The following is a 25,590-nucleotide window of genomic DNA, read 5'->3' on the forward strand; positions in this document are numbered from 1 at the left end:
CGGGTGGACTTACTTGGTGAGGACGATGTCCGTGAAGACCTCGTCGTTCACCGGGCTGGCAGGGTAGCTCTTGACACGCGGGCTGAACGCCAGCGTCGGTGCCGGGTGAGCGATCGGCACGCCGGGGATGAACTCGGCGACCTGCTCGTTGATCTCCTCGTACAGCGGGGTCTGCTCGTCGAGGCTGGAGACGCCACGGGCATCCGTCAGCGCCTTGAACAGCTCGGGGTTGTCGAAGCCCCACTCCGCGCTCTTCTGTCCGAAGAAGACGCCGACGAAGTTGTCGGTGTCGTTGTAGTCGCCGGTCCAGCCGAGAAGGTGGATGCCGTGGTTGGGCGTTCCAGTGATCTTCTCGAGGTAGTCAGGGCTCCACGCGTCGGTCTGGGGCGTGATCTTCACGCCGACCTCCTCGAGCTGCTTCGCCAGCACGGTGAAGATCTGCTCGGGGTCCGGCATGTAGGGGCGCGAGACGTTGACGGGGTAGTTGAACGTCAGCGCGAGCGGCTTGTCAGCCGTGTAGCCGGCCTCTTCGAGCAGCGACTTCGCCTTGGCGGCGTCGTAGTCGTAGGTGGTGACGTCCTTGTTGTAGCCGTTGACCACCGGCGGCACGAACTGCGTGGCCTTCTCGGTTCCCTCCGGCAGGACCTGCTTGATCAGCGCGTCCTTGTCGACCGCGTACGACAGGGCCTGGCGGACTTTGATGTCCTGCAGCTCGGGGACCGCCTGGTTGAAGGCGAGGTAGAGGATAGTGAACGGTGCGCGAGGGACCATCGTGAAGCCGTCGTCGGCGAGCGCCTGGGTGTCGGCGGGGCCGACCAGGTCGTAGCCGTCGATGTCGCCGGCCTCGAGGGCCTGGCGGCGTGCGGTCGGGTCGCCGATGATGCGGAAGATGATCTCCTCGATCTGGCCCTGCTCGCCCCAGTAGTCGCCGTAGGCCTTCAGGGTGACGTTCTCACCCGGTGCCCACGAGTCGAACTGGAACGGACCGGTGCCGACGGGGTGACCCTTGGCGTACTCGGAGAGCGTGGGCGCTTCGGCGGTGCCGCCGACCTCGTCCGCCTTGAACTCCTGCAACGCCGAGGGGCTCTGCATCGAGAAGGCGGGCAGGGAGAGGGATGCCACGAAGCCGGCGAACGGCTTGTTCAGCTCGATCGTGACCTTGTCATCGCCGTCGGGCGTGCACGACTTGTACACGGCGTCAGCGGCGTTCGACGAGTAGCCCTTGAAGAGCTTGTTGTAGTAGTAGCCGACGGCCTCGGAGGCCAGCAGGCCGGTCCAGTTGTACCAGCGCTCGAAGTTGAAGCACACGGCCTCGGCGTTGAACGGCGTGCCGTCGTGGAAGGTCACGCCCGTCTTCAGGTTGAAGGTGTGCGACATGCCGTCCTCGGACGACTCCCACTTCTCCGCGAGCAGCGGTGCGGGGTCGGCGGTGCCGGGCTTGGTGCCGACGAGGCCCTCGAAGACCTGGCGGGAGACCCGGAAGGTCTCGCCGTCCTGGGCGACCGACGGGTCGAGGCCCTGAGGGTCGGACGACGCGGCGAACACGAACGTCGTGTCGACGTCAGCGGCGGCGTCGCCGCCCTTGCTGTCATCGCGCTCGCTCGCGACGCAGCCCGTCAGCAGCATGGCTGCGACAGCGGCGCCGGCGGCGAGGGTGAGACCTCGCCTGCGCAGGGGACTGTGGGTCATGATGAACCTCTCTTGTGAACGCGTCATTGCGTGGACCGGATGCTGCCTTGCATCCGCACACGTGATGCTCCGACGCTACCCACGCCCAGAACGGATTCCAAACTCCGCGAGGTCTCGATCCGGTATCGGCTTCAACGGGCATCCGACGACCCTTTCCAGGCCGCGCCGGGACGAGCGCTGTAGTGTCGGTGCCCATGACGCGCTCTCCCCTGGCCCGACACGCGCCGCAGCACACGCCGACGGCGGCCGGCTCGCTGCTGCGGATGCTCGGTATCGGGCTGGCCGTGCTCACCGTCTCGGCCGTCGCGGTCGTCGGCTTCATCGCCTTCGATCTGTTCGGCCGGGTGGCAGATGACGCCGTCACGCTGGAGGATGCGCCCTCGGTCGCGCCGCCGTCGCTTGGCGAGTACCCGGGCGAGTTCGCGATCCTCCTGGTCGGCACCGACGAGTGCGGTGCCGTGTCCACCGAGAAGCTCGGCGAGCGCTGCATCGGCGAGGAGGGCATCCGCAACGATGTGAACCTGCTCGTGCACGTCTCGGCGGCTCCCCGCAAGGTGACCGTGGTCTCGCTGCCGCGCGACCTCATGTTCGAGGTGCCCGAATGCACGCGTGAGGACGGCACGGTGGCATCCGCGATGGACAAGGCGCCGATCAACAGCGTCTACCAGCACGCCGGGCTGTCGTGCGTGGCCAAGACCGTGACCGAACTGAGCGATGTGCCCATCGGGTACGCCGCGAAGCTGAGCTTCGACGGGGTGATGAAGATCACCGATGCCATCGGCGGGGTTCCGGTCTGCATCGGCGAGGGCGGGCTGCACGACAAGGAGACCGCCCTGGACTGGCCGCCAGGCATCCGCACGATCTCGGGCTACGAAGCGCTGCAGTTCATCCGCGTGCGCAAGGGCATCGGCGACGGCAGCGACCTGGCGCGCATCTCGAACCAGCAGCAGTACATGTCGCGACTGGCGAAGAAGGTGCTCAGCAGCGAGACGCTCACCGACATCCCCACCGTGATGCGGCTGGCCAGTGTGATCGCCGACAACGTCGACCCCAGCGACAAGCTCGCCGACCCGGTGCGGATGGCGCAGCTGGCGCTCGCACTGAAGGATGTGCCTTTCGAGGACTTCGTCTTCCTGCAGTACCCCACCCTGGATGACCCGGCGGACTCGGGACGGGTGGTGCCGAACACGGCGGCGGCAGCGCCGATGTGGGAGGCCATCATCGCCGGGCAGTCGATGCAGATCACAGGCAAGGCCAGCAACCACGGCGGGGTGACGGCAGAGGAGTCTCCGACGCCTGGGCCCACGCCGTCGGGTTCGCCGTCGCCGTCCGTATCGACGACGCCCGACGAGACAGTGCTCTCCGACCAGATCAGTGGCGTCGACCTGAACCAGGAGACCTGCACTGGCTGATCGGGGTCGGCTGCGGGCTGAGTAGGCTCGATTCCATGGGCAGAGCACGCGGGCGCGACATCGAGAACCCGCAGGTGCGGCTCGATCACGGTGGGGTCGCCGAGATCGCCGCGTCCGAGTTCACGAACGGATTCGAGCTGATCGTCGACGGCACCCCGCAGTCGCACGTGGATCTCGACGATCCGACGCACCTGCACTTCGAGTACATCGTGCGGATGGGCGCTGTCATCGATCAGCTCGGCGCTGCCGCATCCAGCCCGCTCAGCGTCGTGCATCTGGGGGCGGGCGCCCTCACGATCCCGCGCTACATCGATGCGACCAGACCTGGATCCCGCCAGCAGGTGATCGAGCTGGAGGGCCCGCTGGTGACGCTCGTGCGCGAGCACCTGCCGCTGCCGCGCGGAGCTGCCATCCGCATCCGCATCGGGGACGCGCGAGAGGGGCTGCACCGCCTGCCTCCGGCGCTGACCGGCCACTGCGACCTCGTCGTCTCGGACGTGTTCTCCGGTGCGCAGACGCCCGCGCATCTGACCAGTCTCGAGTTCTACCGCGAGATCGCCGCGCTGCTGGCCCCGACCGGCGTGCTGCTGGTGAATGTCGCCGACGGACCTGGCCTCGCCTTCGCACGCCGGCAGGTAGCGACCGTGTCGACCGTGTTCCCCGAGGTGGCCCTGCTCGCCGACACGCAGGTGCTGAAGGGTCGCCGGTTCGGCAACCTCGTGCTGGTCGCGTCGGCCACGGCGCTGCCGACCGAATGGCTGCCGAGGATGCTGGCCGCAGGCCCCCACCCAGCCAAGATCGCCCAGGGCGAGGAGGTCGCGGCCTTCGCCCGCGGAGCGGCGATCGTGACGGACGCGGATGCGGTGGCATCCCCGCGGCCGGATGCCGGACTGTTCCTGCGCTGAGCGGACTCTTCCTGCGGGCTGGGCTTGGGGTTTGCGGGGCGTGCCTCAGCCCGTTCGGGGCTCGGCGGGGCAGACTGGGATGACGGTCGCGGAGAGGAGCCATCGTCGTGAATTTGATCCGGGGATACGATCCCGAGACGCTTCGTGAACTGGTCGATCAGCGCGAGTGCCTGATGCGCCTGGAAGAGATCGAGAACCAGCGCAGCCTGCCCGTGCTGCTGGAGCGCGTGTGGCTGCTGAAGGTGCTCGATCGCCTCGACGAGGCTCTGGTGCTGGCAGAGGAAGCCGTGCGCCAGGCGCGCATGGCAGGCACCCGCAAGGACCTGCTGCGGGCCCGCGTGCTGCACGCCACCGTGCTGCAGAACCGCGGTGCGCACGCCGCCGCCGCGCAGGAGCTCACCACGTGCGCGCACGAGGCCGAGGGACAGGGCTGGGCCGGCATCGCCGCGTTCGCCTACCAGCACCACGGCAAGAACGCCTACGAAGCCGGCGACTTCGATGAGGCGCGCACCAGCTTCAAGCAGTCGCTGTTCCTGCGCCGCTCCGCCGGCGCCGACGACACCGAACTCGAGAAGGCGCTGCGCGCCATCGAGGCCGCCGAGCGGCGCAGCGCCGCGAATCCCGGCGTTCTGGTCTGACTGGTTGGCCGGTTCCCGAGCGCACGCGAGCCGAGGTGCCCGATGTCGGTCGGGGGTTCTAATCTGATCTCATGGCCGATCTGAAGCGCGTGCGGGTCTGGGGCGAGGCGCTGATCAGCATGCACCTCGACGACTCGTGGACGTTCGAATTCGACCATGCCAAGCGCCGTGCCGGCCTGTGCGACTACCAGCGCAAGCGCATCACCGTCTCGCGATATCTGGCTGCCCGCTTCGACGATGACGAGATCCACCAGACGCTGCTGCATGAAGTGGCGCACGCGATCGCAGGGCACACCGCCGCGCACGGGCCGGAGTGGAAGCGCGTCGCGCGAGACCTCGGCTACATCGGCGGCACGACGCACCACGGAGAGACTGCGACCGAGCTGGCGCCGTGGATCGGACAGTGCCCGTCCGGGCATGTCGCCTATCGGCATCGGCGCCCCGCACGGGAGACGTCCTGCGCCAAGTGCTCGCGGCGCTTCGACCGCCGCTACCTGTTCGAGTGGCGCCGCCGCGAGATCACCGCGGCGGATCGACGCGCCGCTCAGCTGCCGCGCTGATCGGGTTCAGGAAGGCGTGCCGGAGTCGCTGTCAGTGTGGTCGGGCTCAGAACCCGAATCGTCCGTGCCAGACTCGTCGGACTCCGCCGGGACGCGGTAGCGGCGCACCAGCAGCGCGATCAGGCGCCAACCCAGCAGGAACGCCCCGAGCACGAGGGTCGCGACGATGATGAACGGGGTCTCGGCCGTGTCACCGCTCGCGATGCGCAGCAGCATCCCACCGGCCACGGTGACGACCCACACGATCAGCCCCCAGCCCAGCGACCACGGGCGCCGAGGACGCGACGGCACGAGAGCGGCGACCAGGTGCCCGACGACGAGCGCCACCAGGAAGGGCCACGCCGTGATGAGGAAGCCCAGCGGGTCCTCGTTGTGCGAGGCGCGGCCGATGGCGGCGAAGATCAGCACCAGGACGGCGTCGACGATGAGCGCGGGGAGGTACCTCATGCTCCGACCCTATGCGCACCGCCGCCTGAGCGTCGACGGCGCGCGGTCAGGCGAACGGCTCGAACGTGCCGGCGCGCAGCACGGGGACGGTGTCGGTGGCATCCAACTCGGCGCACTCCTCGACTGCAGCAGGGCGGATGCCGTCTGCCAGCATCCGATCCGTCGAGACCACCCCGTCTGCGAGCTCGCGACCCGACCCGCTGCCGATCAGCAGGTGCCGCAGTCCGCGGCGCAGCGCGCGGAACGACTCGGCGGCGGCCGCCGCCTCCGGCGAGGAGTGGTCGATGCCGAGATCGGTCAGTGCGGCGATGACCGCTCCTGCGCCGAGCTGATCCTCGACTGCGAAGCGCAATCGGCTCTCCGAAGTGAGCTCCCCCGCCGCGATGACGCTGACCGAGGTGCGATCGCCTCTGCGCTCCTGCAGCGTCATCACGGCGCGCGCCGTCGCCGCGGCGTTCCGGATGCCGCCGAGCAGCACCACCGGCCCTGCGCCGACGCGTGAGGCGGCCGCGGCGACGGCGGCGCCATTGGTCGACCAGAGCCGTGCGCGCTCCAGCGCGACGGGCTGCTCGGCGACAGCATCCGCCATCGTCGATGAGAACCGCAGCACGTCCACCGCGACGATGACGTCGGCGGGCTCGAGTCTGGCGAGGCCGTCGACGCCCCACTCGAAGCGGACCTGGTACGACGACTGGGTGAACGGCATCCGCTCAGCCTAATTCCGCCGCGTCCGCCACCCCTCCCAGGAACGGATCAGTCGGCGGCGAGCGCCTCGACCGGGGCGACCCTGGTCGCGAGCCGGGTCGGGGTGACAGCGGCGACGATGGTGAGGACGGCGGTGGATGCCACGATGATGGCCACTGGCAGCCACGGCACGGCCGGATACACGAACCCGGCCGGCTCGAAGTCGGGCAGCACCGGCACCGAGCCGAGCAGCGACTGCGCAGCGACCCAGCCGTAGACGATGCCGAGCAGCAGCCCGGTCAGTGTCGCGGCGACCGTGACGTGCACGGCTTCCAGCAGCACCATCGTGCGCACCTGCCCGCCGGTGAGTCCGATCGCTCGCAGCAGGCCGAGCTCACGCCGACGCTGCACGACTCCGATCGTCAGCAGATTCACCAGGCCGACGGCGGCGATCACTCCCGAGACGGCGACGAGCACCATCATCACCGCGGCGAAGCCGTCGAGAACGGCGAACATCCCCTCCGCCTGTGCGGTGTCGTCGAGCTGGCGCCCGAGCAGCACCTTCGTCGACTCCAGGGCGACGGCGAACATCGTCACCAGGGTCACACCCATCACCACACCGATCGCCATGCGGCTGGAGCGCTCCGGGTACCTCAGGGCGTTCTCGGCGGCCAGGCGCGCCGTCGCCGATCGGCCGAACATGCGACCGACCAGGCGCAGCACCGGCGGCATCACCATCACAGCGCCAAGGGCGAGCCCGGTGAACGAGAGCACTCCGCCCGCGAACGCGATCACAACGCCGAGCGGCGAGACGAGCCCGACCATGACGCCGAAAGCCAGCAGCGCGGCACCGAGGATCAGCAGGATCAGCGCGCCGACGTGGCGCCCCCGGCGGGTGGCGACGTCGTCGAGTGCGCGTTCGACCGATCCGCCGAGCGCCTGCAGCGGGGTGACCGTCAGAACCCGGCGCGAGCCGATCCAGGCGGCAAGCCACGTGGTCAGGGCGACGCCGACCACCGGCAGCATCAGCGCCGGCTGCACCAGGCTGAACTGTTCGGGGGCGCCGGGCAGGAAGCGGTTCGCCAGCAGCATCCCGACGCCCGCGGACACCAGCCCGATGACGAGTCCTGCTCCGGCGCCGATCACGCCGACGACGAACCCCTGCCCAGAGACCTCGGAGCGCTGGGATCGCGCTGAGGCCCCGATCAGCCGCATCAGCGCGATGCGCCTGGTGCGCCCGGCGATGATCGTCGAGAACGTGTTGGCCGTGACGATCGCGGCGACGTACATCGCCACCCCGGTGAGCAGGACCGACAGGATCGCGACCACGAGTGCGAGCGTCTCGCTGTCGCCGATGAACGGATCGGCCACCAGGAACGAGCCGATGTAGGCGGTCACCTCGACGAGGATGACGCCGAATGCGGCGGCGAGTCCGGAGACGAGGATGCTGGCCCCCATGCCCCGCTCGCGCAGCCAGCCGAGTCGTGGCGCCCGAGGCCGCTCAAGGTCGACCCGCGAGACGACAGGGGGCGCGCCGACGACGGCGGTCATGCCGGCACCTCGGCGGCGAGCATGTACGACGAGATCTGCTCGGCGCTTTGTTGCGGGTGGTCGGCGACGATGCGCCCGTCACCGAGGAACAGCACCCGGTCGGCATGGCTGGCGGCGATCGCGTCATGCGTGACCATCGCGATCGACTGGCCGTGCTCTCGGCTGGCGGCGGCCAGCAGCTGCAGCACCTCGCGACCGGTCGCGGAATCCAGGTTGCCGGTGGGCTCGTCGGCGAAGACGAGATCGGGGGCGGTGGCCAGCGCGCGGGCGATCGCCACGCGCTGCTGCTGCCCGCCGGAGAGTTCATGCGGGCGGTGCGTCAGCCGGCTGCTGAGACCGAGGGTTTCGACGAGCCCGTCGATGCGGGCCCGTTCGATGGAGCTGGGCCGACGCCCGTCGAGTTCGAACGGCAGCAGGATGTTGCCGAGCGCGTCGAGCGTCGGCACGAGGTTGAACGCCTGAAAGATGAAGCCGACGCGCCTGCGGCGCAGAATCGTCAGCTCGAGGTCGCCAAGGCCGGTGATGTCGGTGTCGCCGATCCATGCGCGTCCTGAGGTGGGGGTGTCGAGGCCGGCCATGATGTGCATGAGCGTGGACTTGCCAGAGCCAGACGGCCCCATGATGGCGGTGAACTGGCCACGGCGGATGCCGACGCTGATGCCATCGAGGGCACGCACTTCGGCATCCCCGGCGCCGTATGACTTGGTGAGGTTCTGGACGCGGGCGGCGAGGCCGAGGTCCGAGGTGGTGATCTCCATGCCTTCGACGCTATTCGCGGGGTGTGCCCCGCCACATCGCCCCGGCGGCGCATCCCGCGTACATCGCCAGGATGATCTCACCGGGTGATGGTCATCCGACCCCGCGCGTTCAGACCCAGGCGTGCGTCGATACGCCCACGAGGTTCCAGGCGTTGATCGTGACGATCAGCGCGACGAGCGCGCCGAGCTCTTCGGGAGAGAACAGCTGCGCGGCGGCGGCCCAGTCCGCGTCGGGCACGTGGGTCTCGGATGCCCGTGTGATGCTCTCGGTGACGGTGAGCGCCGCCCTCTCGCGGGCGGTGAACAGCGAGGACTCTCGCCAGACCGCGACCGCGGCGATCCGCGCCGCCGTGTCACCTGCCTTGACCGCGTCGGTGGAGTGCAGCTCGACGCAGTAGCTGCAACCGTTGAGCTGCGAGGCCCGCATGCGCACGAGCTCGCGCAGCCGAGCGTCGAAGCGCACGGCATCCAGCTCGCGCACCATCGCATTGTCGAGGTGGGCGAGCGCCTTCGCGAAGTGCGGCGCGACTGTGTCGATGTCGAGACGCACAAGAACGGGGACTGGCTGATCGTTGGTCATGTCTTCAGCATCCGACTGCAGCCACCCATCTGTCCAACAGTTGACGCCGATGAGTATCATCTGTTCTGAATATGGAAATCCATCAGCTGCGCTACGTCATCGCGGTCGTCGACACCGGCTCGTTCACCGCGGCCGCCGAGGCTGTGCGGGTGAGTCAGTCCGGCGTGAGCACGCAGGTGAAGAAGCTGGAGCGCGAGCTGGGTGTCGCCCTGTTCGACCGAAGCGCGCGCCAAGTAACCCTGACGGCAGAGGGTGAGCGGATGCTGCCGGTGATCCGCTCGGCTCTGCAGGCGATCGGCGAGGTGCCTGCAACCGCCGCAGATCTGCGCGGACTGCTGCGGGGCACGCTGCGCGTCGGCGTCGTGTCCGGTCTCACCTGGCCACGACTGTTCGACGCGCTGAGCGAGCTGCACACGGCGCACCCTGGACTCGACATCAGGCTGCGTGAGGGCACGTCCGAGCATCTCACCGCGCAGCTGCGGCGCGGGGAGTGCGACATCGCGGTGGTGGCGTGGGCGCAGCATCCGCCGGCCGGGCTCGAGTCGGCGACCATCTTCGACGACCCGCTGGTCGCCGTGGTCGCCCCTGATCACGCGTGGGCGACGCGCACCAGCATCCGCCCCGCTGAACTCTCCGGCGTCGACATCATCGCCCTGCCCACCGGCACCGGCGACCGCTCGGCGCTGGCCGAGCTGCTGCCTGGGGTCACGCCGCGCTGGGAGGTCTCGACGCCCTGGTTCGTCGAGCGACTCGCCGCGCGCGGCATCGGTGTCGGGATCGTCAGCGACGCCACGCGCCGGCGCTGGACCGAGGTGCGGGCGGTGCCGATCGCGGCGCCGGATGTGCGCTCGCGACTCGGGATCGCGTGGCCGCACTCCCCCACGCGTGCGGCCACGGCGATGCGCGAGCTGCTGGCGGGCTGAGCCGGCAGTCTCCCGCCGACGCCACGCGGTACGGTCGTTTCAGGCCAGCCCGTGCTCGAACGCGAACACGACCAGCTGCACACGGTCCCGCAGCAGCAGCTTGCCGAGGATGCGGCTGATGTGAGTCTTCACCGTCGCCTCGCTGAGGAACTCGCGCGCGGCGATCTCGGAGTTGGACAGGCCCCGAGCGGCGAGCGCGAAGATCTCGCGCTCGCGCTCGGTGAGATCGTCGAACTGCCGGGGCACCGGCTTGGTCTCGGCGGTGAAGTGGGCGAAGAGCTCGCGAGTGGCGGATGCTGCGATCACGCTCGACCCGGAATCGACGGTCCGGATCGCGGCCAGCAGGAACTCGGGGTCTGCGTCCTTGAGCAGGAATCCGCTCGCGCCCTGCTGGATCGCTCTGGCCGCAGACTCGTCGAGATCGAACGTCGTGAGCATGACCACCCGCGGCGGGTCGGGCTGAGCGAGCAGTTCTGCCGTCGCGGTCAGGCCGTCCATCACGGGCATCCGGATGTCCATCAGCACCACGTCAGGTCGCACGCTGCGGATGACATCGAGCGCCTCGCGTCCGTTGCCCGCTTCGCCCACCACATCCATGTCGGGCTGGGATGCGACGAGCATGCGGATGCCGGCGCGGAACAGCGCCTGGTCGTCGACGAGCACGACCTTGATCATGAGACCTCCAGGTCAGCGGGTGGAAGCGGGACTCTGCGCCCCGATCGGCAGGGTGGCCATGACCACGAACGAACCGTGTTCCCGCTCGGCCACGAGCGTACCGCCCACGAGCTGTGCCCGCTCGCGCATGCCGACCACACCGTGACCTCCGCCGAGCGTCGCCGTGCTGCCCACCACCGTGTTGCGCACCACGATGTCGACCCGGTTGTCGAGCCAGGCCAGATTCACGTCGACATCCCCCGCTCCGTGCCGCAGCGCGTTGGTGAGCGCTTCCTGCAGAATGCGGTAGACGGCGAGCTGAATCGCCCCCGGCGGCTCGCCCGGAGGCATCGGATCTACCGTGACCCGCGGCTCGATGCCGGCCTGCCGCACCTGCGCGAACAGCGTCTCGAGGTCGGCGAGAGTCGGCTGCGGTCCGTCGCCCTGGCGATGCCGCAGCTGCGTGAGCAGCATCCGCACATCCGACAGCGCAGAGCGGGCCGTCGTCGCGATCGTGCCCAGCGCCTCCTGCGCGAGTTCGGGATGCGAGGATGCCGCGTACCGCGCCCCATCGGCCTGGGCGATCACGACAGCGAGGGAGTGCGCGACCACATCGTGCATGTCGCGGGCGATGCGCGCACGCTCCTGTTCCTCTGCGGCCATGGTCTCGGCGCGCAGCTGCGCCTCGCGAGTCTGCTGCCCGTGCCGCACCACCCGCCATAGCAGGCCGGCGCCCCAGGCGATCACCAGCGCGAAGCCGACGGTGAGGCCCATCATCAGCGCGATCAGCAGCGTGCGCAGCGCCGGCGGCGCTGGTGCGGTGATGCCGGTGGTGTCGAACTGCAGCAGCGCCATGTAGAGGCCGGCGACGATACCGCCGACGACCGTCGAGCCGCCGCCGAACCACAGCATGCGGCGCGACCCCCAGGCCGACGTCGCGAACAGCACCCCGAAGATCGCCACATTGAACGGCAGCGGCGGGAACCCGCAGGCCATCTGCGCGATCGCGGCCACCCATGCGATGATCAGCGCCAGCGCTGGTGAGAGCCTGCTGATCGCGGCGGCGCCCCACATCACGACGCCGATGATCACGTGGATGCTGAGAACCAGCCATTCCGGCTGCATCCAGGTGCTCAGGCCACCGGAGATGAACGCCAGTGACAGCGGGATCGTGATGAGCGCGCCGAACACGCTGCCGACGATGTCGACGACGAGCCAGGTACGGGAAACGGAGCGGATCACGCTTTCACGCTACGGGAGGTGCGTATGCAGGCGCATCCACCTCGGGATGTATCCGCGTGTTGCTTGCGATGGCCTTCACACCCGGCAGAGGATCTCGCCGTGCGGCACGAGGTACCAGCCGTCACCGTCGGCGGCCCACGTGCGCCAGGCGTCGCTGATGCGCTGCAGCTGATCGCGGGTGGCCAGGCCGTCGCGCTGCAGCTGGCTGGCGAGAGCGGATTCCAGGATGCGATCGGCCCACATCCCGCCCCACCAGTCCCGTTCCGCTGGTGTCGCGTAGCACCACGTGGATGCCGTCGCCGTGACGTCCGTGAACCCAGCAGCCCGCGCCCAGGCCAGCAGTCGCCTGCCGGCATCCGGCTCGCCGCCGTTGGCGCGCGCCGCTTCGCGGTACAGACGCAGCCACTCGTCCAGCTCGGGCAGCAGCGGGAACCAGATGAAACCGGCGTAGTCGGCGTCGCGAGCGGCGACGATCCCGCCGGGCTTGGTGACGCGGCGCATCTCGCGCAGTGCCTGCACGGGGTCGCCGACGTGCTGCAGCACCTGGTGCGTGTGCACGATGTCGAAGGTGTCGTCGGCGAAGCCGAGCGCGTGCACGTCCTCGATGGCGAAGTCGATGTTGCCGATGCCGCGATCGGCGGCGAGCGCCTGCGACAGGGCGAGCGCATCGGCATTGATCTCGGTGGCGGTGACGCGAGCAACTCGGCTCGCGAAGTCGGCCGTGATCGTACCGGGGCCGGCTCCGACGTCGAGCAGGTGCGCGTCAGAGGTCAGAAGCGGCTCGAGATAGGCCGCCGAATTCGCGATGTTGCGGGTGTTGTGCGAGCGCAGCACCGAATCGTGGTGCCCATGCGTGTAAACGGCCATGCCGTCAGTCTGCCGGATCGGCGATGCGCGGCGGGACGCGTGACAAAGCGCTCAGCCGGCGATCAACCGGCGGATCGCCTCGCGGTCGGGCTTGCCGGAGGCCAGCAGCGGCAGCTCCGGCACGACCTCGAGCTGCACCGGGCGTGCGTGCTTGCCGATCTCACCGGAGACGCGGGCGCGGGCATCGTCGAACAGGTGCTCCGAATCACCGCTTCCGCGCGCGACGAAGATAGCGGATGCCTCACCCCACCGCTCATCGGGTATGCCGACCACCACGGCCTGCTCCAGTCCAGGCACACCGCGGACGACCCGCTCGACCCTGTCGAGTGAGACATTGATGCCGCCCGAGACGATGACATTGTCGATGCGGCCGTGCACGCGCACCACCCCATCCTCGACGAGCCCGTGGTCCCCGGTGCGATACCAGCGCACGCCGTCGGCGTCGGTCACGAAGGTCTTGTCGGTGAGGGCCGCGTCTGCCAGGTAGCCGGATGCCAGCATCCGACCCGCGATGCGCAGCTCGCCCTCCACCTCGCGCACGGCAACGCCGTCGAGCGGCACGCCGTCGTATACGCACCCGCCCGCGGTCTCGCTGGAGCCGTAGGTGCGCACGATGTTCACTCCGAGATCGGATGCCCGCTCCCGGACGTGTGCGGGCAGCGCCTGCCCTCCGATGAGGATGGCACGATACGCGCGCAGCGCCGCGAGCACCGTCGCGTCGTCAGCGTCATCGAGGAGCGTGCTCAGCTGCGCGGGGACGAGCGAGGTGTAGAGCTCGTGTCCGCCGGCGTGCTGCAGCGTCACGGCGGCGAAGGACTGCGGGGTGAAGCGTCCATCGAGCATGGCCGGGTGGGTGCCGGCGAGCAGCGAGCGCACCAGCACCTGGAGGCCGGCGACGTATCCGGCCGGCAGCGCCAGCACCCAGCGTCCGGATCCGATGCGCGCCGCGGTCGACTGAGCGCTGGCCCGAAGGGCGTCCGCGCTCAGCACGACCTGTTTGGGGATGCCACTCGACCCCGAGGTCGCGATCACGGCCGCCGTGCCGGCCGGCACTTCCGCGGTGTGCGCCGGCAGCATCCCGAGTCCCAGCGCCGGCCCGCCGTCCAGCGCGGATCGGATGCCCTCGAGCACCTCCAGCGGGTCATCGCCGTTCGTGCGCTCAAGGCTCGTCATCGGCGGCTCGATCAGAAGTGGTACGGGTAGGGCGACCAGTCGGGCTCGCGCTTCTCGAGGAAGGAGTCGCGCCCCTCGACGGCTTCGTCAGTGCCGTAGGCGAGGCGCGTGGCCTCACCGGCGAACACCTGCTGACCGACCATGCCGTCATCGACGGCGTTGAAGGCGAACTTCAGCATCCGAATGGCTGTCGGCGACTTCGTCAGGATCGTGCGGGCCATACTCAGCGCCGCCTTCTCGAGCTCGGCGTGCGCGACGACGCGGTTCACCGCGCCCATCTCGTACGCGCGCTGCGCGGAGTACTCCTCGGCGAGGAAGAACACCTCGCGGGCGATCTTCTGACCGGTCTGTCTGGCCATGTACGCCGAGCCGTAGCCGGCGTCGAAGCTGCCGACGTCGGCGTCGGTCTGCTTGAAGCGGCCGTGCTCGGCGCTGGCGATCGTCAGGTCGCAGACCACGTGCAGCGAGTGCCCGCCGCCCGCCGCCCAGCCGGGGACGACGGCGATGACGACCTTGGGCATGAAGCGGATGAGGCGCTGCACCTCGAGGATGTGCAGCCGGCCGGCGCGTGCCGGGTCCTGCACGGCCGACACGTCCTCGCTGTACTTGTAGCCGTCGCGGCCGCGGATGCGCTGGTCGCCGCCCGAGCAGAACGCCCACCCGCCGTCCTTCGCACTCGGGCCGTTGCCGGTCAGAAGCACGACGCCGATCCGAGGATCCTGCCTGGCGATGTCGAGCGCACGGTACAGCTCGTCGACGGTGTGCGGGCGGAATGCGTTGCGCACGTCTGGACGGTCGAAGGCGATGCGGGAGATCCGCCCGTCGTTCGAGACGTGTGCGGTGATGTCGGTGTACGCCTCGGCGCCCGGCGCCAGGGTCCACTCGGCGGGGTCGAAGATGTCGGAGACGGATGCAGTGGTCACAGCATCCACCCTATTCCGGCAGCTTCATCCGCGCCTCGCGCCGGACCGGCGCCGCCAACCGCTCCCCCATCCGCTCCAGGAATGCGCGCACCTCGTCTGGGGCGACGGCACCCGCGTGCTTGAGCGCGATGCCGACCGGCTTCGCGACCAGCGGGTCGCGATCGTCGGCGAGCATCTCGGCCAGGCGCAGCAGGTCGGCGATCCCCTCGGGGTGTCCCGGGCGGGTATAGGCCAGCGGCGCCGTCATCGCCGTGCGCCGGTGCAGGGGATCGGATGCTGCGGCGAGCGCGAACAGCGGCTCGCGCGACCGGTTCCGCAGGAACACGCCCACCACGCGCGGAGCCGCCCGGTCGACCATGTCCCAGGAATCGATGCTGTCGTGCCGGCGCAGGTACAGCTCGTACCGCTCCGCGCGCAGCGCGTCGGTGATCCGAGGCGAGCGCACCTGGAAATCCAGGACGCAGAACGCCGCCAGACGAGGCTCGTACTGCTGTTCGTCGAGCAGCCGCTCGACCTCTGCGAGGGGCATCCCGGCACTGTGCCGCTGCGCGATGTCGAACAGCGTGCCCATCCGCACGCCCAGGACGCCGCCGACGCCCTTGTAGTGCCGGTTCGGATGCTCGGCGGGGTCTGCCGCCATGTGCAGATCCGTCAGCAGCTCGGCCGCTGTGCTCATCGCGCCAGCGTACCTTCCTCGAATTCGCCAAGGAGTGTCGCGTACGATCTACGCGTGCTGACTCCCCGCCTTCGCCGTTCCCTGCTCGCCCTCACCGCTGCTGCTGCGCTCGCGCTGACCGGCTGCGCTTCCGCTCAGGAAGCCCCTGCCGCCTCCCCCAGCCAAAGCGAAGCGCCCGCGCCATCAGGCGAGTGCTCGTACCCGGCAGATTCGAGCCCGGCGTCGAAGCCGGTCGACGCACCCGATGCTGATCCGGCGGCGACGGGTGAGGTGGCGGCGACGATCTCGACCAGCGCCGGCGATCTGGCAGTGACGCTGGATGCTGACGCGGCTCCGTGCACGGTGAACAGCTTCCTCTCGCTCGGCGAGCAGGGCTACTTCGACGGCACGAACTGCCACCGCCTCACGACTGAGGGCATCTTCGTGCTGCAGTGCGGCGACCCCACGGGCACCGGCACCGGTGGCCCCGGATACTCGTTCGCCGATGAGCTCGAAGGCTCCGAGACCTACGAGGCCGGCACGCTCGCGATGGCCAACGCCGGGCCGAACACGAACGGCTCGCAGTTCTTCATCGTCTACGCCGACACGCCGCTGCCGCCGAAGTACACCGTCTTCGGCCACCTCGATGAGGCCAGTACGGCGATCGTCGCCGGCATCGCGGCCGCCGGCACCGAGTCCGGCGCCCCCGACGGCGCCCCCAAGACCCCCGTCACGCTGGACGCGGTCACGGCCAACTGACGCCGCGACTGTTACGGTCGCAATTTCTCCCGCTTGAGCGTGCCACGTGGCTGCTCAGGTCGCAAAAAGTCCCGCTTCGTCTATTGCGAAGCGGGACTTTCTGCGACCTGAGTGGCCGATGCCGGCCGGCGGGACCCGCCCAGCGGAAGAGTCGGATGCCCTCAGCCGGCGATCCGGGCCCGACGCGCACGGAGGAAACCGTCGATGCCGTCCCAGATCGTGACTCCGGCGATGACGACTCCGGTCAGCACGGCCAGGACGGCCCGTGCGTCAGCATCCACTCCGTTGACGATGAGCGCATCGACGAACTCTGCGTTGAACAGCACGCCCCGACCGAGTGCGGTCAGGCCGAGACTCATCACGCACACCGCGATCGCGGCATTGATGATGGCGAAGCGCTTCGTCCAGCGGCCATGCGCGTAGACCACGATCGCGAGCACGGCCTCGGCGGCGAGCAGCGCGAACAGCACGCCCATCCACCACGGCCACAGCTCGGGGTTGATGATCGTGACTGGCTCGTCGATACCTGCAGGGAACCCGCGGAAGTGATCCCACAGCAGCAGCCCGGCGAAGATCCCGACCATCACGAGTGAGGCGATGAGGTCACCGCGCCCGACGCCCTTCGGTCCGTCCTCCGGCAGCTGGTCGACGCTCCACCGCACGCCGGTGTCGGCGCCGGTGCGCTCGAAGATGGCGAAGATCAGCGTGGTCCAGAACGTCACGTGCACGAGCACCGACAGCCCCACGGCGATCGCCTGGCCGATGATCGATCCGATACCTGCGCCGGAGACCGCCTGCGCGATGGCGACGCCGGCGAAGGCGCACGCCGGGACGATCGCGACCAGCACCTTCAGCAGCCGCCACCACGTGAGGTAGTACTTCGGCCCGATCAGGTGCAGTGGGCGGTCGGCATAGCCGGCGGCGAGGATGCCGGGGTCGCCGAGCTCTGTGAGCACCGCGCGCTCGGCATCCTCAGCGGTCTCTCCGGCCTCGGTGCGGGCGTCGATGGCATCCGAGATCGAGACGTCCAGCTCGTCTCGCACCTCGACCTGCAGGTTCGGCGGCAGGCTGCGGATGGTCGCGGCGACGTAGCGGTCGGTCAGTGTGGCGGTCATGTCAGTCTCCGGTGGGAAGTGCGGCAGTCGCGGCGGCGATGGCGGCGACCTCCTGCGTCAAGGTGGCGGCGAGGCGGATGCCCGCCTCGGAGGTGCGGTAGAACTTGCGCGGACGCGCTTCTTCGGTGTTCCACTCGCTGTCGAGGAAGCCCTGCTTCTCGAGCCGGCGCAGCAGGGGGTAGAGCGTGTTGGCATCGGTGGGGAAGCCGGCGGATGCCAGCTGCTCGAGCAGCCCGTAGCCGTAGCCGGGCGTGCGCAGCAGCTGCAGGCTCGCGAGCACGATCGTGCCGCGCCGCAGCTCCTGCAGGTGGACGTCGAGCTCCGTGCCGTTCATGTCTCACACGGTACTGTGTGTTACACACTATTGTCAATGGCACATCAGCGTACGTCTCACGCATCTAGTCTGAAACAATGGCTTCCGCTCTCGAGATCGTCCGCGTCGACCCGTTCGACGACACCGCCGTGGATGCCTGGTGGCAGGCTTACGCGGTCGCAAAGCGTGCTGACATGGGTGAGGACGCACTGATCTGGACCCGCGGAGAGGCGCGCGCAGAACTGCAGCAGCGCTCGGCGACCACCGAGCGTCGGGCGTACCTTGCGCTGGGTGACGACGGCGCCATCGGCTCGGGCTCGCTCGCGCTTGGCCTGAAGGACAACCTGCATTCCGGCGCCATCGGCGTGACAGTTCCGCCGCAGTTCCGCCGCAGGGGCATCGGCTCGGCCCTGCTGGCGCACATCGAGGCCGAGGCCAGGGCGGCAGGACGGCGGACGTTCCGCGCCGAGACGGCCTGGCCCGCATCCGCCCCTGCCGACGGCTCCGGCGAGCCCGGCCGCGAGTTCGCACGCCGCCATGGCTACGAGATCGCGCTCGGTGACCTGCAGAACAAGCTCGCCCTGCCAGTGTCGGATGCTGTGATCACGTCGCTTCTCGCCGACGCGCCGGCCGACGGGTACGAGATCCGCGGCTGGGTGGGCGCCGTGCCCGAGGAGTTCGTCGCCGACTGGGCGGCGCTGGACGCCATTCTCGACACCGAGGCCCCCACCGGTGAGCTCGACATGGAGGCGTCGTCAGCCGACGTGGATGACCACCGTGCGGACGAAGAGCTGCAGCGCAGGCAGGGGCGAACCTCGTTCGGGGTCGTGGCACTGGCATCCGACGGCCGCATCGCGGCCTACACGCAGATCGTCGTCTCAAGTGACGACGGCAATGCGTACCAGTGGGGCACTCTGGTGCGCCGCGAGGACCGAGCCAACCGGCTGGGTCTGCGCATCAAACTCGAGAACCTCCGGATGCTGCAGCAGCACTCCCCCGATACGCCGCGCATCTACACCTACAACGCCGAATCGAACCGGCACATGCTCGCCGTGAACACGCGCCTGGGGTTCGTCGCGACCGGTCGACTGGCCGAGCTGCAGAAGCGGGTCTGACACGCACCCTCCACCACGGGGCATGATGGACGCATGACGCCACCGCTTGCCGACCTGCTCGCCACGGCCCGCGTGGTCGCACTGCCGATGAACACCCGATTCCGCGGGGTCGACACCCGCGAAGCGCTGCTGTTCGAGGGGCCGCAGGGCTGGGCGGAGTTCTCGCCGTTCACCGAGTACGACGACGCCGAAGCTGCTGTCTGGCTGGCCGCGGCGATCGACTTCGCCTGGGACGAGCAGCCCGCGCCGCTGCGCGAGCGCATCCCCGTGAACGCCACGGTGCCCGCTGTCGAAGCCGGCCGCGTCGCCGAAGTGCTGGCACGATTCGACGGATGCCGCACGGCGAAGGTCAAGGTCGCCGAACGGGGCCAGGTGCTGGCCGATGACATCGCCCGCGTGCGCGCGGTGCGCGAAGCGATCGGCATCGAGGGGCGTATCCGCATCGATGCGAACGGCGGCTGGAACCTCGATGAGGCCGAGCACGCCATCCACGCCATGGCCGAGTTCGACCTCGAATACGCCGAGCAGCCATGCGCCACGGTGCCCGAGCTCGCCGAGCTGCGTTACCGCGTCAAGCACAAGGGCATCCTGATCGCCGCCGACGAGAGCATCCGCAAGGCCGCGGACCCACTCGCCGTCGCCGAGGCGAAAGCCGCTGACCTCATCGTCATCAAGGCGCAGCCGCTCGGCGGCATCCGTCGCGCGCTGCAGGTCGTCGCCGAGACCGGCCTGCCGGCGGTCGTCTCGAGCGCTCTCGATACGGCGGTCGGACTCTCGCAGGGCGCGGCGCTGGCAGCATCCCTGCCCACTCTCGACTTCGACTGCGGTCTCGGGACGGCGTCGCTGTTCGCCGACGATGTCGCCGATGCGCGCCCCGTTGGCGGGTCGGTGTCGGCAGCGCGCGTGAGTCCGGATGCTGCCGCACTCGACCGCCTGGCCGCTGACGCGGATCGTCGCGACTGGTGGCTCGCACGGCTGACGCGCTGCCACGCGCTGCTCGCCTCGAGCTGAACCAGCACGGGCGTCGCTATCGGCGCCGAAGCGTTCAGGCCATCAGCGCCTGAACCAGTCGCCCGAGCACCTCGCCGCTGGTGTCATGCAGCTGCGCGTCGTCTTCGCCTGCCATCGCACCGCGGACGGTCATGCCCTCCCAGACGATCATCAGCACGCGCGCGACAAGCAGCGGATCCATGCGCAGCGCGATGGCGCCCGTGTCGACGATCTCGCGGATGATCTCGGCGATGCTCCCCACCATCTCGCGCTCCTGCGCGAGGTACGCCGCCCCGAAGGCCGGATCCCGCAGCGCGCGGATGCGGATCTCGCTCATCAGCATCACACTCAGGCGGTCATCGCCACCGGCATCCATGATCCGCTGCACGAGCATCACCGGCTCGCACTCCTCGAGCGCGCCGTCGGCGGCCATCGCAGTGACCTGCTCGCGCACCGCACCGAGCCGCTCTTCCGCGACGGTGGCGGCGAGGGTGAGGAACAGCTCGTCCTTCGATTCGAAGTTCGAGTAGAAGGCCCCGCGGGTGAAGCCGGCACGCTCGCAGACCACCTCGACGGTGGCGCCTTCCAACCCCACCTCCGCGAAGATCTGCGCCGCAGCATCCAGCAGCCGAGCGCGCGTGTTCTCGCGGCTGCGTGTCGCGGTCGTCGTCATGACTTCCTCCTGGGTTCACTCTCGCATGTTCACATCCGGCGCACAGCATCCGATGTCGCGGTTCCTTTACGATACAAGAACGTACTGAATACATCTGTGTATCGAACTCAGCCGGAGGAAGCGTGTCCACTCTGCTCTCATCCCTGGGGCGCTGGTCGTTCCGGCACCCCTGGCGTGTACTCGTCAGCTGGCTGATCGTACTCGGCATCGCCGGTGGCGCAGCCCTCACCCTCGGCGCGGGCACGGATGACACCTTCTCGATCCCGGGCACCGAGTCCCAGGCCGGCCTCGAGCAGCTCGAGCGCACCTTCCCACAGGTGAGCGGCACGAACGCCCAGTTCATCGTCGTCGCGGCCCCCGGCGACGACATCACCGATGCCACGTACAAGGAGCACATCGAGGACACGGTAGATGAGCTCGCCGACTTCGACGGCGTGCTCGCCGTCACGTCGCCGTACGACGAGAACATCGACGGGATGGTGAACGACGAGCACACCGCTGCGATCGTGCGCCTGCAATTCGACGGCCAGGTCACCGATGTGCCCGACAGCGTGAAGACCGAGCTGCAGACCGCCGTCGACGACCTCGGCGCAGAGCTGCCTGACGGCTCGCAGACCGCCCTCGGCGGCGACCTGTTCGCCATGTCGATGCCGACGATCACCATCACCGAGGCGGTGGGCGTTGTGATCGCACTGCTCGTGCTGATCGTCACCTTCCGCTCGTTCGTCGTCGCCGGGCTCCCCCTGCTGACCGCCCTGCTCGGCGTCGGAATCTCGATGGCCGGCATCTTCGCCGCCACCGCGGTCGCGACGGTCTCCTCCACCACTCCGCTGCTGGCACTCATGCTGGGACTCGCGGTCGGCATCGACTACGCGCTGTTCATAATCGCCCGCCACCAGGACCAGGTGCGCGACGGCATGGATCCGGAGGAGTCCGCGTCCCGCGCGGTGGGCACCGCGGGATCTGCCGTCGTGTTCGCCGGCATCACCGTGCTGATCGCGCTGATCGGGCTCGGCTTCGCCGGCATCCCGTTCCTGACCACGATGGGAATCGCCGCGGCCGTCGCCGTCGCGATCGCCGTCGCCATCTCGGTGACCCTGACGCCGGCGATGCTCGGCTTCGTCAAGGGACGCGTGATCGGTCGCGTCAAGAAGCAGAAGGCGAAGAAGTCGGATGCTGCCGCCCCTGCCACCCGCAAGACGCGCAGCCCCGCGCCCGACGCGCAGCCCCGCGGCTTCGCCGCCCGCTGGGTCGGCGGCATCACCAAGCGCCCGGTCCTCGTCACCATCGCGGTCGTCCTCGGTCTCGGCATCATCGCCGTGCCCGCCCTCAGCCTGAACCTCGCCCTGCCCAACGCCGGCGTGCTTCCGAAGGGCTCAGAGGCCCGCGTGAGCTACGACCTGACGGCTGAGGAGTTCGGCCCTGGATTCAACGGCCCGCTGATCCTCACGGGCACGATCGTCACGTCCACCGACCCGCTGACACTGATGCAGGACCTCGGCAAGGAGGTCGAGAAGATCCCCGGCGTGCGCGAGGTGGCCCTGGCCACTCCGAACGAGACCGCAGACACCGGCATCGTGCAGATCATCCCCGAGACCGCACCTGACGACCCGGCGACCAGCGATCTGGTGCGCGAACTGCGCTCGCACCACGATGAGTGGCTCGACCAGTTCGGCATCGATCTGAAGGTCACCGGCTTCACCGCCGTGGCGATCGACATCTCCGACCAGCTCGGGGCGGCGCTGCTGCCGTTCGGCATCTTCGTGATCGGCCTGTCGCTGATCCTGCTGGCGATCGTGTTCCGCTCGATCTGGGTGCCGATCACCGCCGCCGTGGGCTACCTGCTGTCGATCATCGCGTCGTTCGGCGTCGTCGCGGCCGTGTTCGAGTGGGGCTGGTTCGCCGACCTGCTGCACGTGGCACGCACAGGTCCCATCATCTCGTTCATGCCGATCGTGCTGATGGGCGTGCTGTTCGGTCTGGCGATGGACTACCAGGTGTTCCTCGTCTCGCGCATGCGCGAGGACTACGTCCACGACCCGGATCGCACCGTCGCCGAGAACCGTCGTGCCGCCGCGATCCGCGCCGTGCGCTCCGGTTTCACGAGCTCGGCCCGCGTGGTCACCGCCGCAGCTCTGATCATGTTCGCCGTGTTCGTGGCGTTCGTGCCAGAGGGCGACTCGTCGCTGAAACCCATCGCGCTCGGCCTCGCCGCCGGCATCGCGATCGACGCGTTCCTCGTGCGCATGACGCTGATCCCCGCCGTGATGGCGATCCTCGGCGACCGCGCCTGGCGCATCCCCGCCTGGATGGAGAAGATCCTCCCGCACGTCGACATCGAGGGCGAGGCCGTCGAGCGCGAGCGGGCTCTCGGGGAATGGCCGGGCGATGACAGCATCCTCGCCGCCGACGACCTCGCGATCGACGCGGCGGGCATCGAGAACACCCGTCTGCGCCTGGCCGCAGGTGACGCGCTCATCGTGACCGGCGCCGCTCCCGCCGCGCTCCGCACGCTGGCGCTGACGCTCGCCGGTCGGGTGAAGCCGGATGCCGGCAGGCTCCGCGTCGCTGGGCACCTGCTGCCCGGTCGCGCCGCCTGGGTGCGCTCGCACGTCGGCATCGCCCTGCTGGGTGGCGCGGACACCGCATCCACCCTGCGGGAGGCGCTGCGCGGCCGTACCGGCCTCGTCATCATCGACGGCATCGACCGCCTCACTCCGCCGGAGCGCGACCAGCTCGCTGCGCGCCTGCGCGACGCCGACGCCGAGATGGCCGTGCTGCTCACGACAGCGGATTCGGACGCTGCGCAGCAGCTGCTGCGCGAGGCCGGCCGACCGGTGGCATCCGTCACCGACCTCCGCGACGCCCCCGCTCCTTCCCCTTCAACAGCCACCCTCACCGACTCCGAGGTGACCGCATGACGCTCCCCATCGAACGCGCGCGCTCGCGCCGCCCCATCACCTGGCTGACCATCATCGGCGTGCTGCTGCTGCCTGCCATCATCGGCGGCATCCTCGTCGCCGCGCTGCAGAACCCGACGGCGCGGCTCGATTCGATGACCGCTGCGGTCGTCAACCTCGACAAGCCAGTCACGATCGACGGGCAGTACACGCCGCTCGGCCGGCAGCTGGCCGCTGGACTCGTCGACGGCTCAGACGAGATGGACTCCAACCTCACCTGGGTGATCTCCAACGAGGACGACGCCGCCGAAGGCATGGCCGACGGCCGTTACCAGGCGATCGTCACGATCCCGAAGTCGTTCTCGGCGGATGCCACGTCCTCTGGCACTGCGCTGCAGGGCGACGGGGATGCGGCAGAACAGGCCGAGATCACCGTGACCACACCTCCGGACGGCCGCGTCGCTGACGGCATCATCACGCAGCAGATCGCCTCGGTGGCAGCATCCACCATGGGCACGATGATCAGCGAGGCGACGGTCGGCAACGTGCTGGTCGGCTTCAAGACCATCGGCGACCAGATCGGCGACGCCGCTGATGGCGCATCGAAGCTGGCCGACGGCGCGAAGTCCGCGGCCGACGGCGCGGCCGAGATCCCCGGCGGGGCGACCAAGCTCGCCGACGGGGCGAACGGACTCGCCGACGGTGCCTCGCAGCTCGCCGGCGGTCTCGGCACCATCTCGAGCAAGGCGCGCGAGGCGGGCGCAGGGGCGACCCAGCTTGGGCAGGGCCTCACCGGCGGGGCGGCAGCGCTCGAGAAGAACGGGCTCGTCCCCGATGAGCTGCTCGGTGCCGCGGATGCCGCGACCACCGCGAGCGACGGGGCCGCCAAGGCCGCCGGTGGCGCTGCTCAGGCCAGCGCCGGGGTGCAGCAGGGACTTGATGCCCTCGCGCCAGGACTGCGCGGACTAGCCTCCTCGTGCGACGCGGACGCGAACGCCGAGTTCTGCGCCCAGCTGTCGGCCATGGCGGGTGCGGCGGAGGGCCTGCAGGGCCCCGCTGCGACGGCCGCAGAGCTTTCGGCTACGGCTCAGAAGGCCGCGACCGGTGCCAACCAGGCATCCGCCGGCACCGCGCAGGGTCTGCGGGCGCTGGACGCCCAGGCTCCGAAGGCGATCGCCGACCAGATGCGCACCGCGGGTGGGGCTGCGATTCAGCTCGGCGGCGGCCTCGGCCAGCTCGCCGATGGCGTTGCGCAGTCCGCCACCGGAGCCAGCGGGCTCTCCAGCGGCGCCACGCAGCTCGGCGACGGCGCAACGGCGCTGGGAGAGGGTGCGGGCGAGCTCGCCACGGGCCTCGACACGCTGGCATCCGGCACCGACGACCTGGCCGACGGCTTGGCAACCGCCGCGACCTCGCTGCCGTCGTTCGATGACGAGCAGTCGACGTCGCTGGCATCCGTCATCGCGAACCCCGTGACGTCGAAGTCGGACTCGGATGCCATGTTCGGGCCGACCACGATCCCACTGCTGGCGTCGGTGGTGCTGTGGTTCGGCGCCCTGGCCTCGTTCATCGCGCTGCGCGCGGTGCCGGGCAGCGCGCTCACGTCGCGCCGCTCGTCGGCCGGCATGGTGCTGCGAGGCTTCTGGCCGGCAGCCGCGATCGGTGCGGGTCAGGGCATTCTGGTGTCGCTGATCGTGCAGATCGTCGCCGGATACGACGCCGCAGCCTGGTGGGGCTTCGCCGGATTCGCCGTGCTCGCCGGAGTCGCCTTCGCCGCGATCAACCAGGCCCTGGTGGCGGTGTTCGGAGGCATCGGACGCTGGGTCAGCGTGCTCGTGGGCGTGCTGGCGCTGGCGACCGGCCTGATCTCGACCATCCCCGGATGGCTGGCCGGTCTCGGCGCAGCCATGCCGACCGATCCCGCGTTGATGGGGCTGGTGGATCCGAGCGGTGCCGCCGCGGCCGGCCTGATCGTCTGGGGCGTGCTGGCGCTCGGTGCCGCGACCCTGGCTGTCGCCACTCGCCGCACGACGAGCGCCAAAGCCGCCCTCGCCACCGCCTGAC

At 69.6% G+C, this 25,590-nt stretch carries 25 protein-coding genes; 10 read left to right on the forward strand and 15 right to left on the reverse strand.

Annotated features, from left to right (window positions below):
* Positions 1-9: 9 nt before the first annotated feature.
* Positions 10-1,689: an ABC transporter substrate-binding protein gene (locus MNR00_RS13585; protein WP_241926448.1), complete on the reverse strand. Its 1,680-nt coding sequence runs from the start codon at positions 1,687-1,689 to the stop codon at positions 10-12.
* Positions 1,690-1,883: 194 nt separating this feature from the next.
* Between MNR00_RS13585 and MNR00_RS13590 the strand changes: the two genes are divergently transcribed.
* The 4 genes from MNR00_RS13590 to MNR00_RS13605 all read left to right on the forward strand — a co-directional run bounded on the left by MNR00_RS13590 (position 1,884) and on the right by MNR00_RS13605 (position 5,204).
* Positions 1,884-3,101: an LCP family protein gene (locus MNR00_RS13590; RefSeq protein ID WP_241926449.1), complete on the forward strand. Its 1,218-nt coding sequence runs from the start codon at positions 1,884-1,886 to the stop codon at positions 3,099-3,101.
* 35 nt (positions 3,102-3,136) lie between these two features.
* A complete protein-coding gene (locus MNR00_RS13595; protein WP_241926450.1) occupies positions 3,137-4,006 on the forward strand; it encodes a fused MFS/spermidine synthase in 870 nt (289 codons plus the stop codon).
* A gap of 107 nt (positions 4,007-4,113) precedes the next feature.
* Positions 4,114-4,644, forward strand: coding sequence for a hypothetical protein (locus MNR00_RS13600; RefSeq protein ID WP_241926451.1), 531 nt, complete (start codon positions 4,114-4,116; stop codon positions 4,642-4,644).
* Between the two features lie 71 nt (positions 4,645-4,715).
* Positions 4,716-5,204 carry a SprT-like domain-containing protein gene (locus MNR00_RS13605; RefSeq protein WP_241926452.1) on the forward strand — a complete coding sequence of 163 codons (489 nt, stop codon included), beginning with the start codon at positions 4,716-4,718 and terminating at the stop codon, positions 5,202-5,204.
* Between the two features lie 6 nt (positions 5,205-5,210).
* Here MNR00_RS13605 and MNR00_RS13610 read toward each other — a convergent pair whose 3' ends face one another.
* The 5 genes from MNR00_RS13610 to MNR00_RS13630 all read right to left on the reverse strand — a co-directional run bounded on the left by MNR00_RS13610 (position 5,211) and on the right by MNR00_RS13630 (position 9,224).
* The gene (locus tag MNR00_RS13610; RefSeq protein WP_241926453.1) at positions 5,211-5,651 is read right to left on the reverse strand and encodes a DUF3054 domain-containing protein; all 441 of its coding nucleotides are present in this window, start codon (positions 5,649-5,651) and stop codon (positions 5,211-5,213) included.
* Positions 5,652-5,697: 46 nt separating this feature from the next.
* Positions 5,698-6,357 (reverse strand): 2-phosphosulfolactate phosphatase, encoded by a 660-nt coding sequence (locus tag MNR00_RS13615; protein ID WP_241926454.1) that lies wholly within the window; start codon positions 6,355-6,357, stop codon positions 5,698-5,700.
* A gap of 47 nt (positions 6,358-6,404) precedes the next feature.
* A complete protein-coding gene (locus tag MNR00_RS13620; protein ID WP_241926455.1) occupies positions 6,405-7,886 on the reverse strand; it encodes an ABC transporter permease in 1,482 nt (493 codons plus the stop codon).
* On the reverse strand, positions 7,883-8,644 hold the full coding sequence (locus tag MNR00_RS13625; RefSeq protein WP_241926456.1) for an ABC transporter ATP-binding protein: 762 nt from the start codon (positions 8,642-8,644) through the stop codon (positions 7,883-7,885). Before MNR00_RS13625 ends, MNR00_RS13620 begins: the two co-directional genes overlap by 4 nt.
* A 109-nt stretch (positions 8,645-8,753) precedes the next feature.
* The gene (locus tag MNR00_RS13630) at positions 8,754-9,224 is read right to left on the reverse strand and encodes a carboxymuconolactone decarboxylase family protein (RefSeq protein WP_241926457.1); all 471 of its coding nucleotides are present in this window, start codon (positions 9,222-9,224) and stop codon (positions 8,754-8,756) included.
* 71 nt (positions 9,225-9,295) lie between these two features.
* On the opposite strand from MNR00_RS13630, the gene MNR00_RS13635 reads away from it, so the two are divergent.
* Positions 9,296-10,147, forward strand: coding sequence for a LysR family transcriptional regulator (locus tag MNR00_RS13635; RefSeq protein ID WP_241926458.1), 852 nt, complete (start codon positions 9,296-9,298; stop codon positions 10,145-10,147).
* A gap of 39 nt (positions 10,148-10,186) precedes the next feature.
* Here the strand turns inward: MNR00_RS13635 and MNR00_RS13640 are convergent, their stop codons facing one another.
* The 6 genes from MNR00_RS13640 to MNR00_RS13665 form a co-directional block, all read right to left on the reverse strand.
* Entirely contained in the window at positions 10,187-10,822 is a 636-nt protein-coding gene (locus tag MNR00_RS13640; RefSeq protein WP_241926459.1) for a response regulator transcription factor, read from the reverse strand.
* A gap of 12 nt (positions 10,823-10,834) precedes the next feature.
* The gene (locus MNR00_RS13645; protein WP_241926460.1) at positions 10,835-12,043 is read right to left on the reverse strand and encodes a sensor histidine kinase; all 1,209 of its coding nucleotides are present in this window, start codon (positions 12,041-12,043) and stop codon (positions 10,835-10,837) included.
* 75 nt (positions 12,044-12,118) lie between these two features.
* The gene (locus tag MNR00_RS13650) at positions 12,119-12,910 is read right to left on the reverse strand and encodes a class I SAM-dependent methyltransferase (protein WP_241926461.1); all 792 of its coding nucleotides are present in this window, start codon (positions 12,908-12,910) and stop codon (positions 12,119-12,121) included.
* A 51-nt stretch (positions 12,911-12,961) separates the two neighbouring features.
* Complete coding sequence (locus MNR00_RS13655; RefSeq protein WP_241926462.1) at positions 12,962-14,083, reverse strand: AMP-binding protein; 1,122 nt, start codon at positions 14,081-14,083, stop codon at positions 12,962-12,964.
* Positions 14,084-14,094: 11 nt separating this feature from the next.
* Positions 14,095-15,006, reverse strand: a complete 912-nt coding sequence (locus MNR00_RS13660) for a 1,4-dihydroxy-2-naphthoyl-CoA synthase (protein ID WP_241926463.1) — start codon at positions 15,004-15,006, stop codon at positions 14,095-14,097.
* Between the two features lie 10 nt (positions 15,007-15,016).
* Entirely contained in the window at positions 15,017-15,682 is a 666-nt protein-coding gene (locus MNR00_RS13665) for a DNA alkylation repair protein (protein WP_241926464.1), read from the reverse strand.
* A gap of 54 nt (positions 15,683-15,736) precedes the next feature.
* On the opposite strand from MNR00_RS13665, the gene MNR00_RS13670 reads away from it, so the two are divergent.
* Positions 15,737-16,420, forward strand: coding sequence for a peptidylprolyl isomerase (locus MNR00_RS13670; protein ID WP_277884359.1), 684 nt, complete (start codon positions 15,737-15,739; stop codon positions 16,418-16,420).
* A gap of 161 nt (positions 16,421-16,581) precedes the next feature.
* Here the strand turns inward: MNR00_RS13670 and MNR00_RS13675 are convergent, their stop codons facing one another.
* Positions 16,582-17,535 carry a permease prefix domain 1-containing protein gene (locus MNR00_RS13675; RefSeq protein ID WP_241926466.1) on the reverse strand — a complete coding sequence of 318 codons (954 nt, stop codon included), beginning with the start codon at positions 17,533-17,535 and terminating at the stop codon, positions 16,582-16,584.
* Position 17,536: 1 nt separating this feature from the next.
* Positions 17,537-17,869 (reverse strand): helix-turn-helix transcriptional regulator, encoded by a 333-nt coding sequence (locus tag MNR00_RS13680; RefSeq protein ID WP_241926467.1) that lies wholly within the window; start codon positions 17,867-17,869, stop codon positions 17,537-17,539.
* 77 nt (positions 17,870-17,946) lie between these two features.
* Here MNR00_RS13680 and MNR00_RS13685 point away from each other — a divergent pair, with 77 nt between their 5' ends.
* Together MNR00_RS13685 and MNR00_RS13690 are read left to right on the forward strand one after the other, a co-directional pair.
* Positions 17,947-18,963 (forward strand): GNAT family N-acetyltransferase, encoded by a 1,017-nt coding sequence (locus MNR00_RS13685; protein ID WP_241926468.1) that lies wholly within the window; start codon positions 17,947-17,949, stop codon positions 18,961-18,963.
* Between the two features lie 33 nt (positions 18,964-18,996).
* Positions 18,997-19,974: an o-succinylbenzoate synthase gene (locus tag MNR00_RS13690; protein WP_241926469.1), complete on the forward strand. Its 978-nt coding sequence runs from the start codon at positions 18,997-18,999 to the stop codon at positions 19,972-19,974.
* Between the two features lie 34 nt (positions 19,975-20,008).
* Here MNR00_RS13690 and MNR00_RS13695 read toward each other — a convergent pair whose 3' ends face one another.
* Positions 20,009-20,626, reverse strand: a complete 618-nt coding sequence (locus MNR00_RS13695; protein ID WP_241926470.1) for a TetR/AcrR family transcriptional regulator — start codon at positions 20,624-20,626, stop codon at positions 20,009-20,011.
* Positions 20,627-20,748: 122 nt separating this feature from the next.
* Here MNR00_RS13695 and MNR00_RS13700 point away from each other — a divergent pair, with 122 nt between their 5' ends.
* Both MNR00_RS13700 and MNR00_RS13705 read left to right on the forward strand, forming a co-directional pair.
* Complete coding sequence (locus MNR00_RS13700; protein ID WP_241926471.1) at positions 20,749-23,547, forward strand: MMPL family transporter; 2,799 nt, start codon at positions 20,749-20,751, stop codon at positions 23,545-23,547.
* Positions 23,544-25,589, forward strand: coding sequence for a YhgE/Pip domain-containing protein (locus MNR00_RS13705; RefSeq protein ID WP_241926472.1), 2,046 nt, complete (start codon positions 23,544-23,546; stop codon positions 25,587-25,589). The genes MNR00_RS13700 and MNR00_RS13705 overlap by 4 nt, the downstream gene beginning before the upstream one ends.
* Position 25,590 lies beyond the last annotated feature (1 nt).

Origin of the sequence: Microbacterium sp. H1-D42 (genome assembly GCF_022637555.1) — a bacterium.
Classification (GTDB): Bacteria; Actinomycetota; Actinomycetes; order Actinomycetales; family Microbacteriaceae; genus Microbacterium.

Excerpts from the sequence above, each read along its gene's own strand:
- MNR00_RS13605 (WP_241926452.1), top strand. The coding sequence starts at position 4,716 with ATGGCCGATCTGAAGCGCGTGCGGGTCTGGGGCGAGGCGCTGATCAGC.
- MNR00_RS13585 (WP_241926448.1), bottom strand. The coding sequence starts at position 1,689 with ATGACCCACAGTCCCCTGCGCAGGCGAGGTCTCACCCTCGCCGCCGGC.
- MNR00_RS13675 (WP_241926466.1), bottom strand. The coding sequence starts at position 17,535 with ATGACCGCCACACTGACCGACCGCTACGTCGCCGCGACCATCCGCAGC.
- MNR00_RS13665 (WP_241926464.1), bottom strand. The coding sequence starts at position 15,682 with ATGAGCACAGCGGCCGAGCTGCTGACGGATCTGCACATGGCGGCAGAC.
- MNR00_RS13610 (WP_241926453.1), bottom strand. The coding sequence starts at position 5,651 with ATGAGGTACCTCCCCGCGCTCATCGTCGACGCCGTCCTGGTGCTGATC.
- MNR00_RS13680 (WP_241926467.1), bottom strand. The coding sequence starts at position 17,869 with ATGAACGGCACGGAGCTCGACGTCCACCTGCAGGAGCTGCGGCGCGGC.
- MNR00_RS13590 (WP_241926449.1), top strand. The coding sequence starts at position 1,884 with ATGACGCGCTCTCCCCTGGCCCGACACGCGCCGCAGCACACGCCGACG.
- MNR00_RS13690 (WP_241926469.1), top strand. The coding sequence starts at position 18,997 with ATGACGCCACCGCTTGCCGACCTGCTCGCCACGGCCCGCGTGGTCGCA.
- MNR00_RS13635 (WP_241926458.1), top strand. The coding sequence starts at position 9,296 with ATGGAAATCCATCAGCTGCGCTACGTCATCGCGGTCGTCGACACCGGC.
- MNR00_RS13650 (WP_241926461.1), bottom strand. The coding sequence starts at position 12,910 with ATGGCCGTTTACACGCATGGGCACCACGATTCGGTGCTGCGCTCGCAC.
- MNR00_RS13615 (WP_241926454.1), bottom strand. The coding sequence starts at position 6,357 with ATGCCGTTCACCCAGTCGTCGTACCAGGTCCGCTTCGAGTGGGGCGTC.
- MNR00_RS13625 (WP_241926456.1), bottom strand. The coding sequence starts at position 8,644 with ATGGAGATCACCACCTCGGACCTCGGCCTCGCCGCCCGCGTCCAGAAC.
- MNR00_RS13620 (WP_241926455.1), bottom strand. The coding sequence starts at position 7,886 with ATGACCGCCGTCGTCGGCGCGCCCCCTGTCGTCTCGCGGGTCGACCTT.
- MNR00_RS13640 (WP_241926459.1), bottom strand. The coding sequence starts at position 10,822 with ATGATCAAGGTCGTGCTCGTCGACGACCAGGCGCTGTTCCGCGCCGGC.
- MNR00_RS13630 (WP_241926457.1), bottom strand. The coding sequence starts at position 9,224 with ATGACCAACGATCAGCCAGTCCCCGTTCTTGTGCGTCTCGACATCGAC.
- MNR00_RS13655 (WP_241926462.1), bottom strand. The coding sequence starts at position 14,083 with ATGACGAGCCTTGAGCGCACGAACGGCGATGACCCGCTGGAGGTGCTC.
- MNR00_RS13595 (WP_241926450.1), top strand. The coding sequence starts at position 3,137 with ATGGGCAGAGCACGCGGGCGCGACATCGAGAACCCGCAGGTGCGGCTC.
- MNR00_RS13685 (WP_241926468.1), top strand. The coding sequence starts at position 17,947 with ATGGCTTCCGCTCTCGAGATCGTCCGCGTCGACCCGTTCGACGACACC.
- MNR00_RS13695 (WP_241926470.1), bottom strand. The coding sequence starts at position 20,626 with ATGACGACGACCGCGACACGCAGCCGCGAGAACACGCGCGCTCGGCTG.
- MNR00_RS13705 (WP_241926472.1), top strand. The coding sequence starts at position 23,544 with ATGACGCTCCCCATCGAACGCGCGCGCTCGCGCCGCCCCATCACCTGG.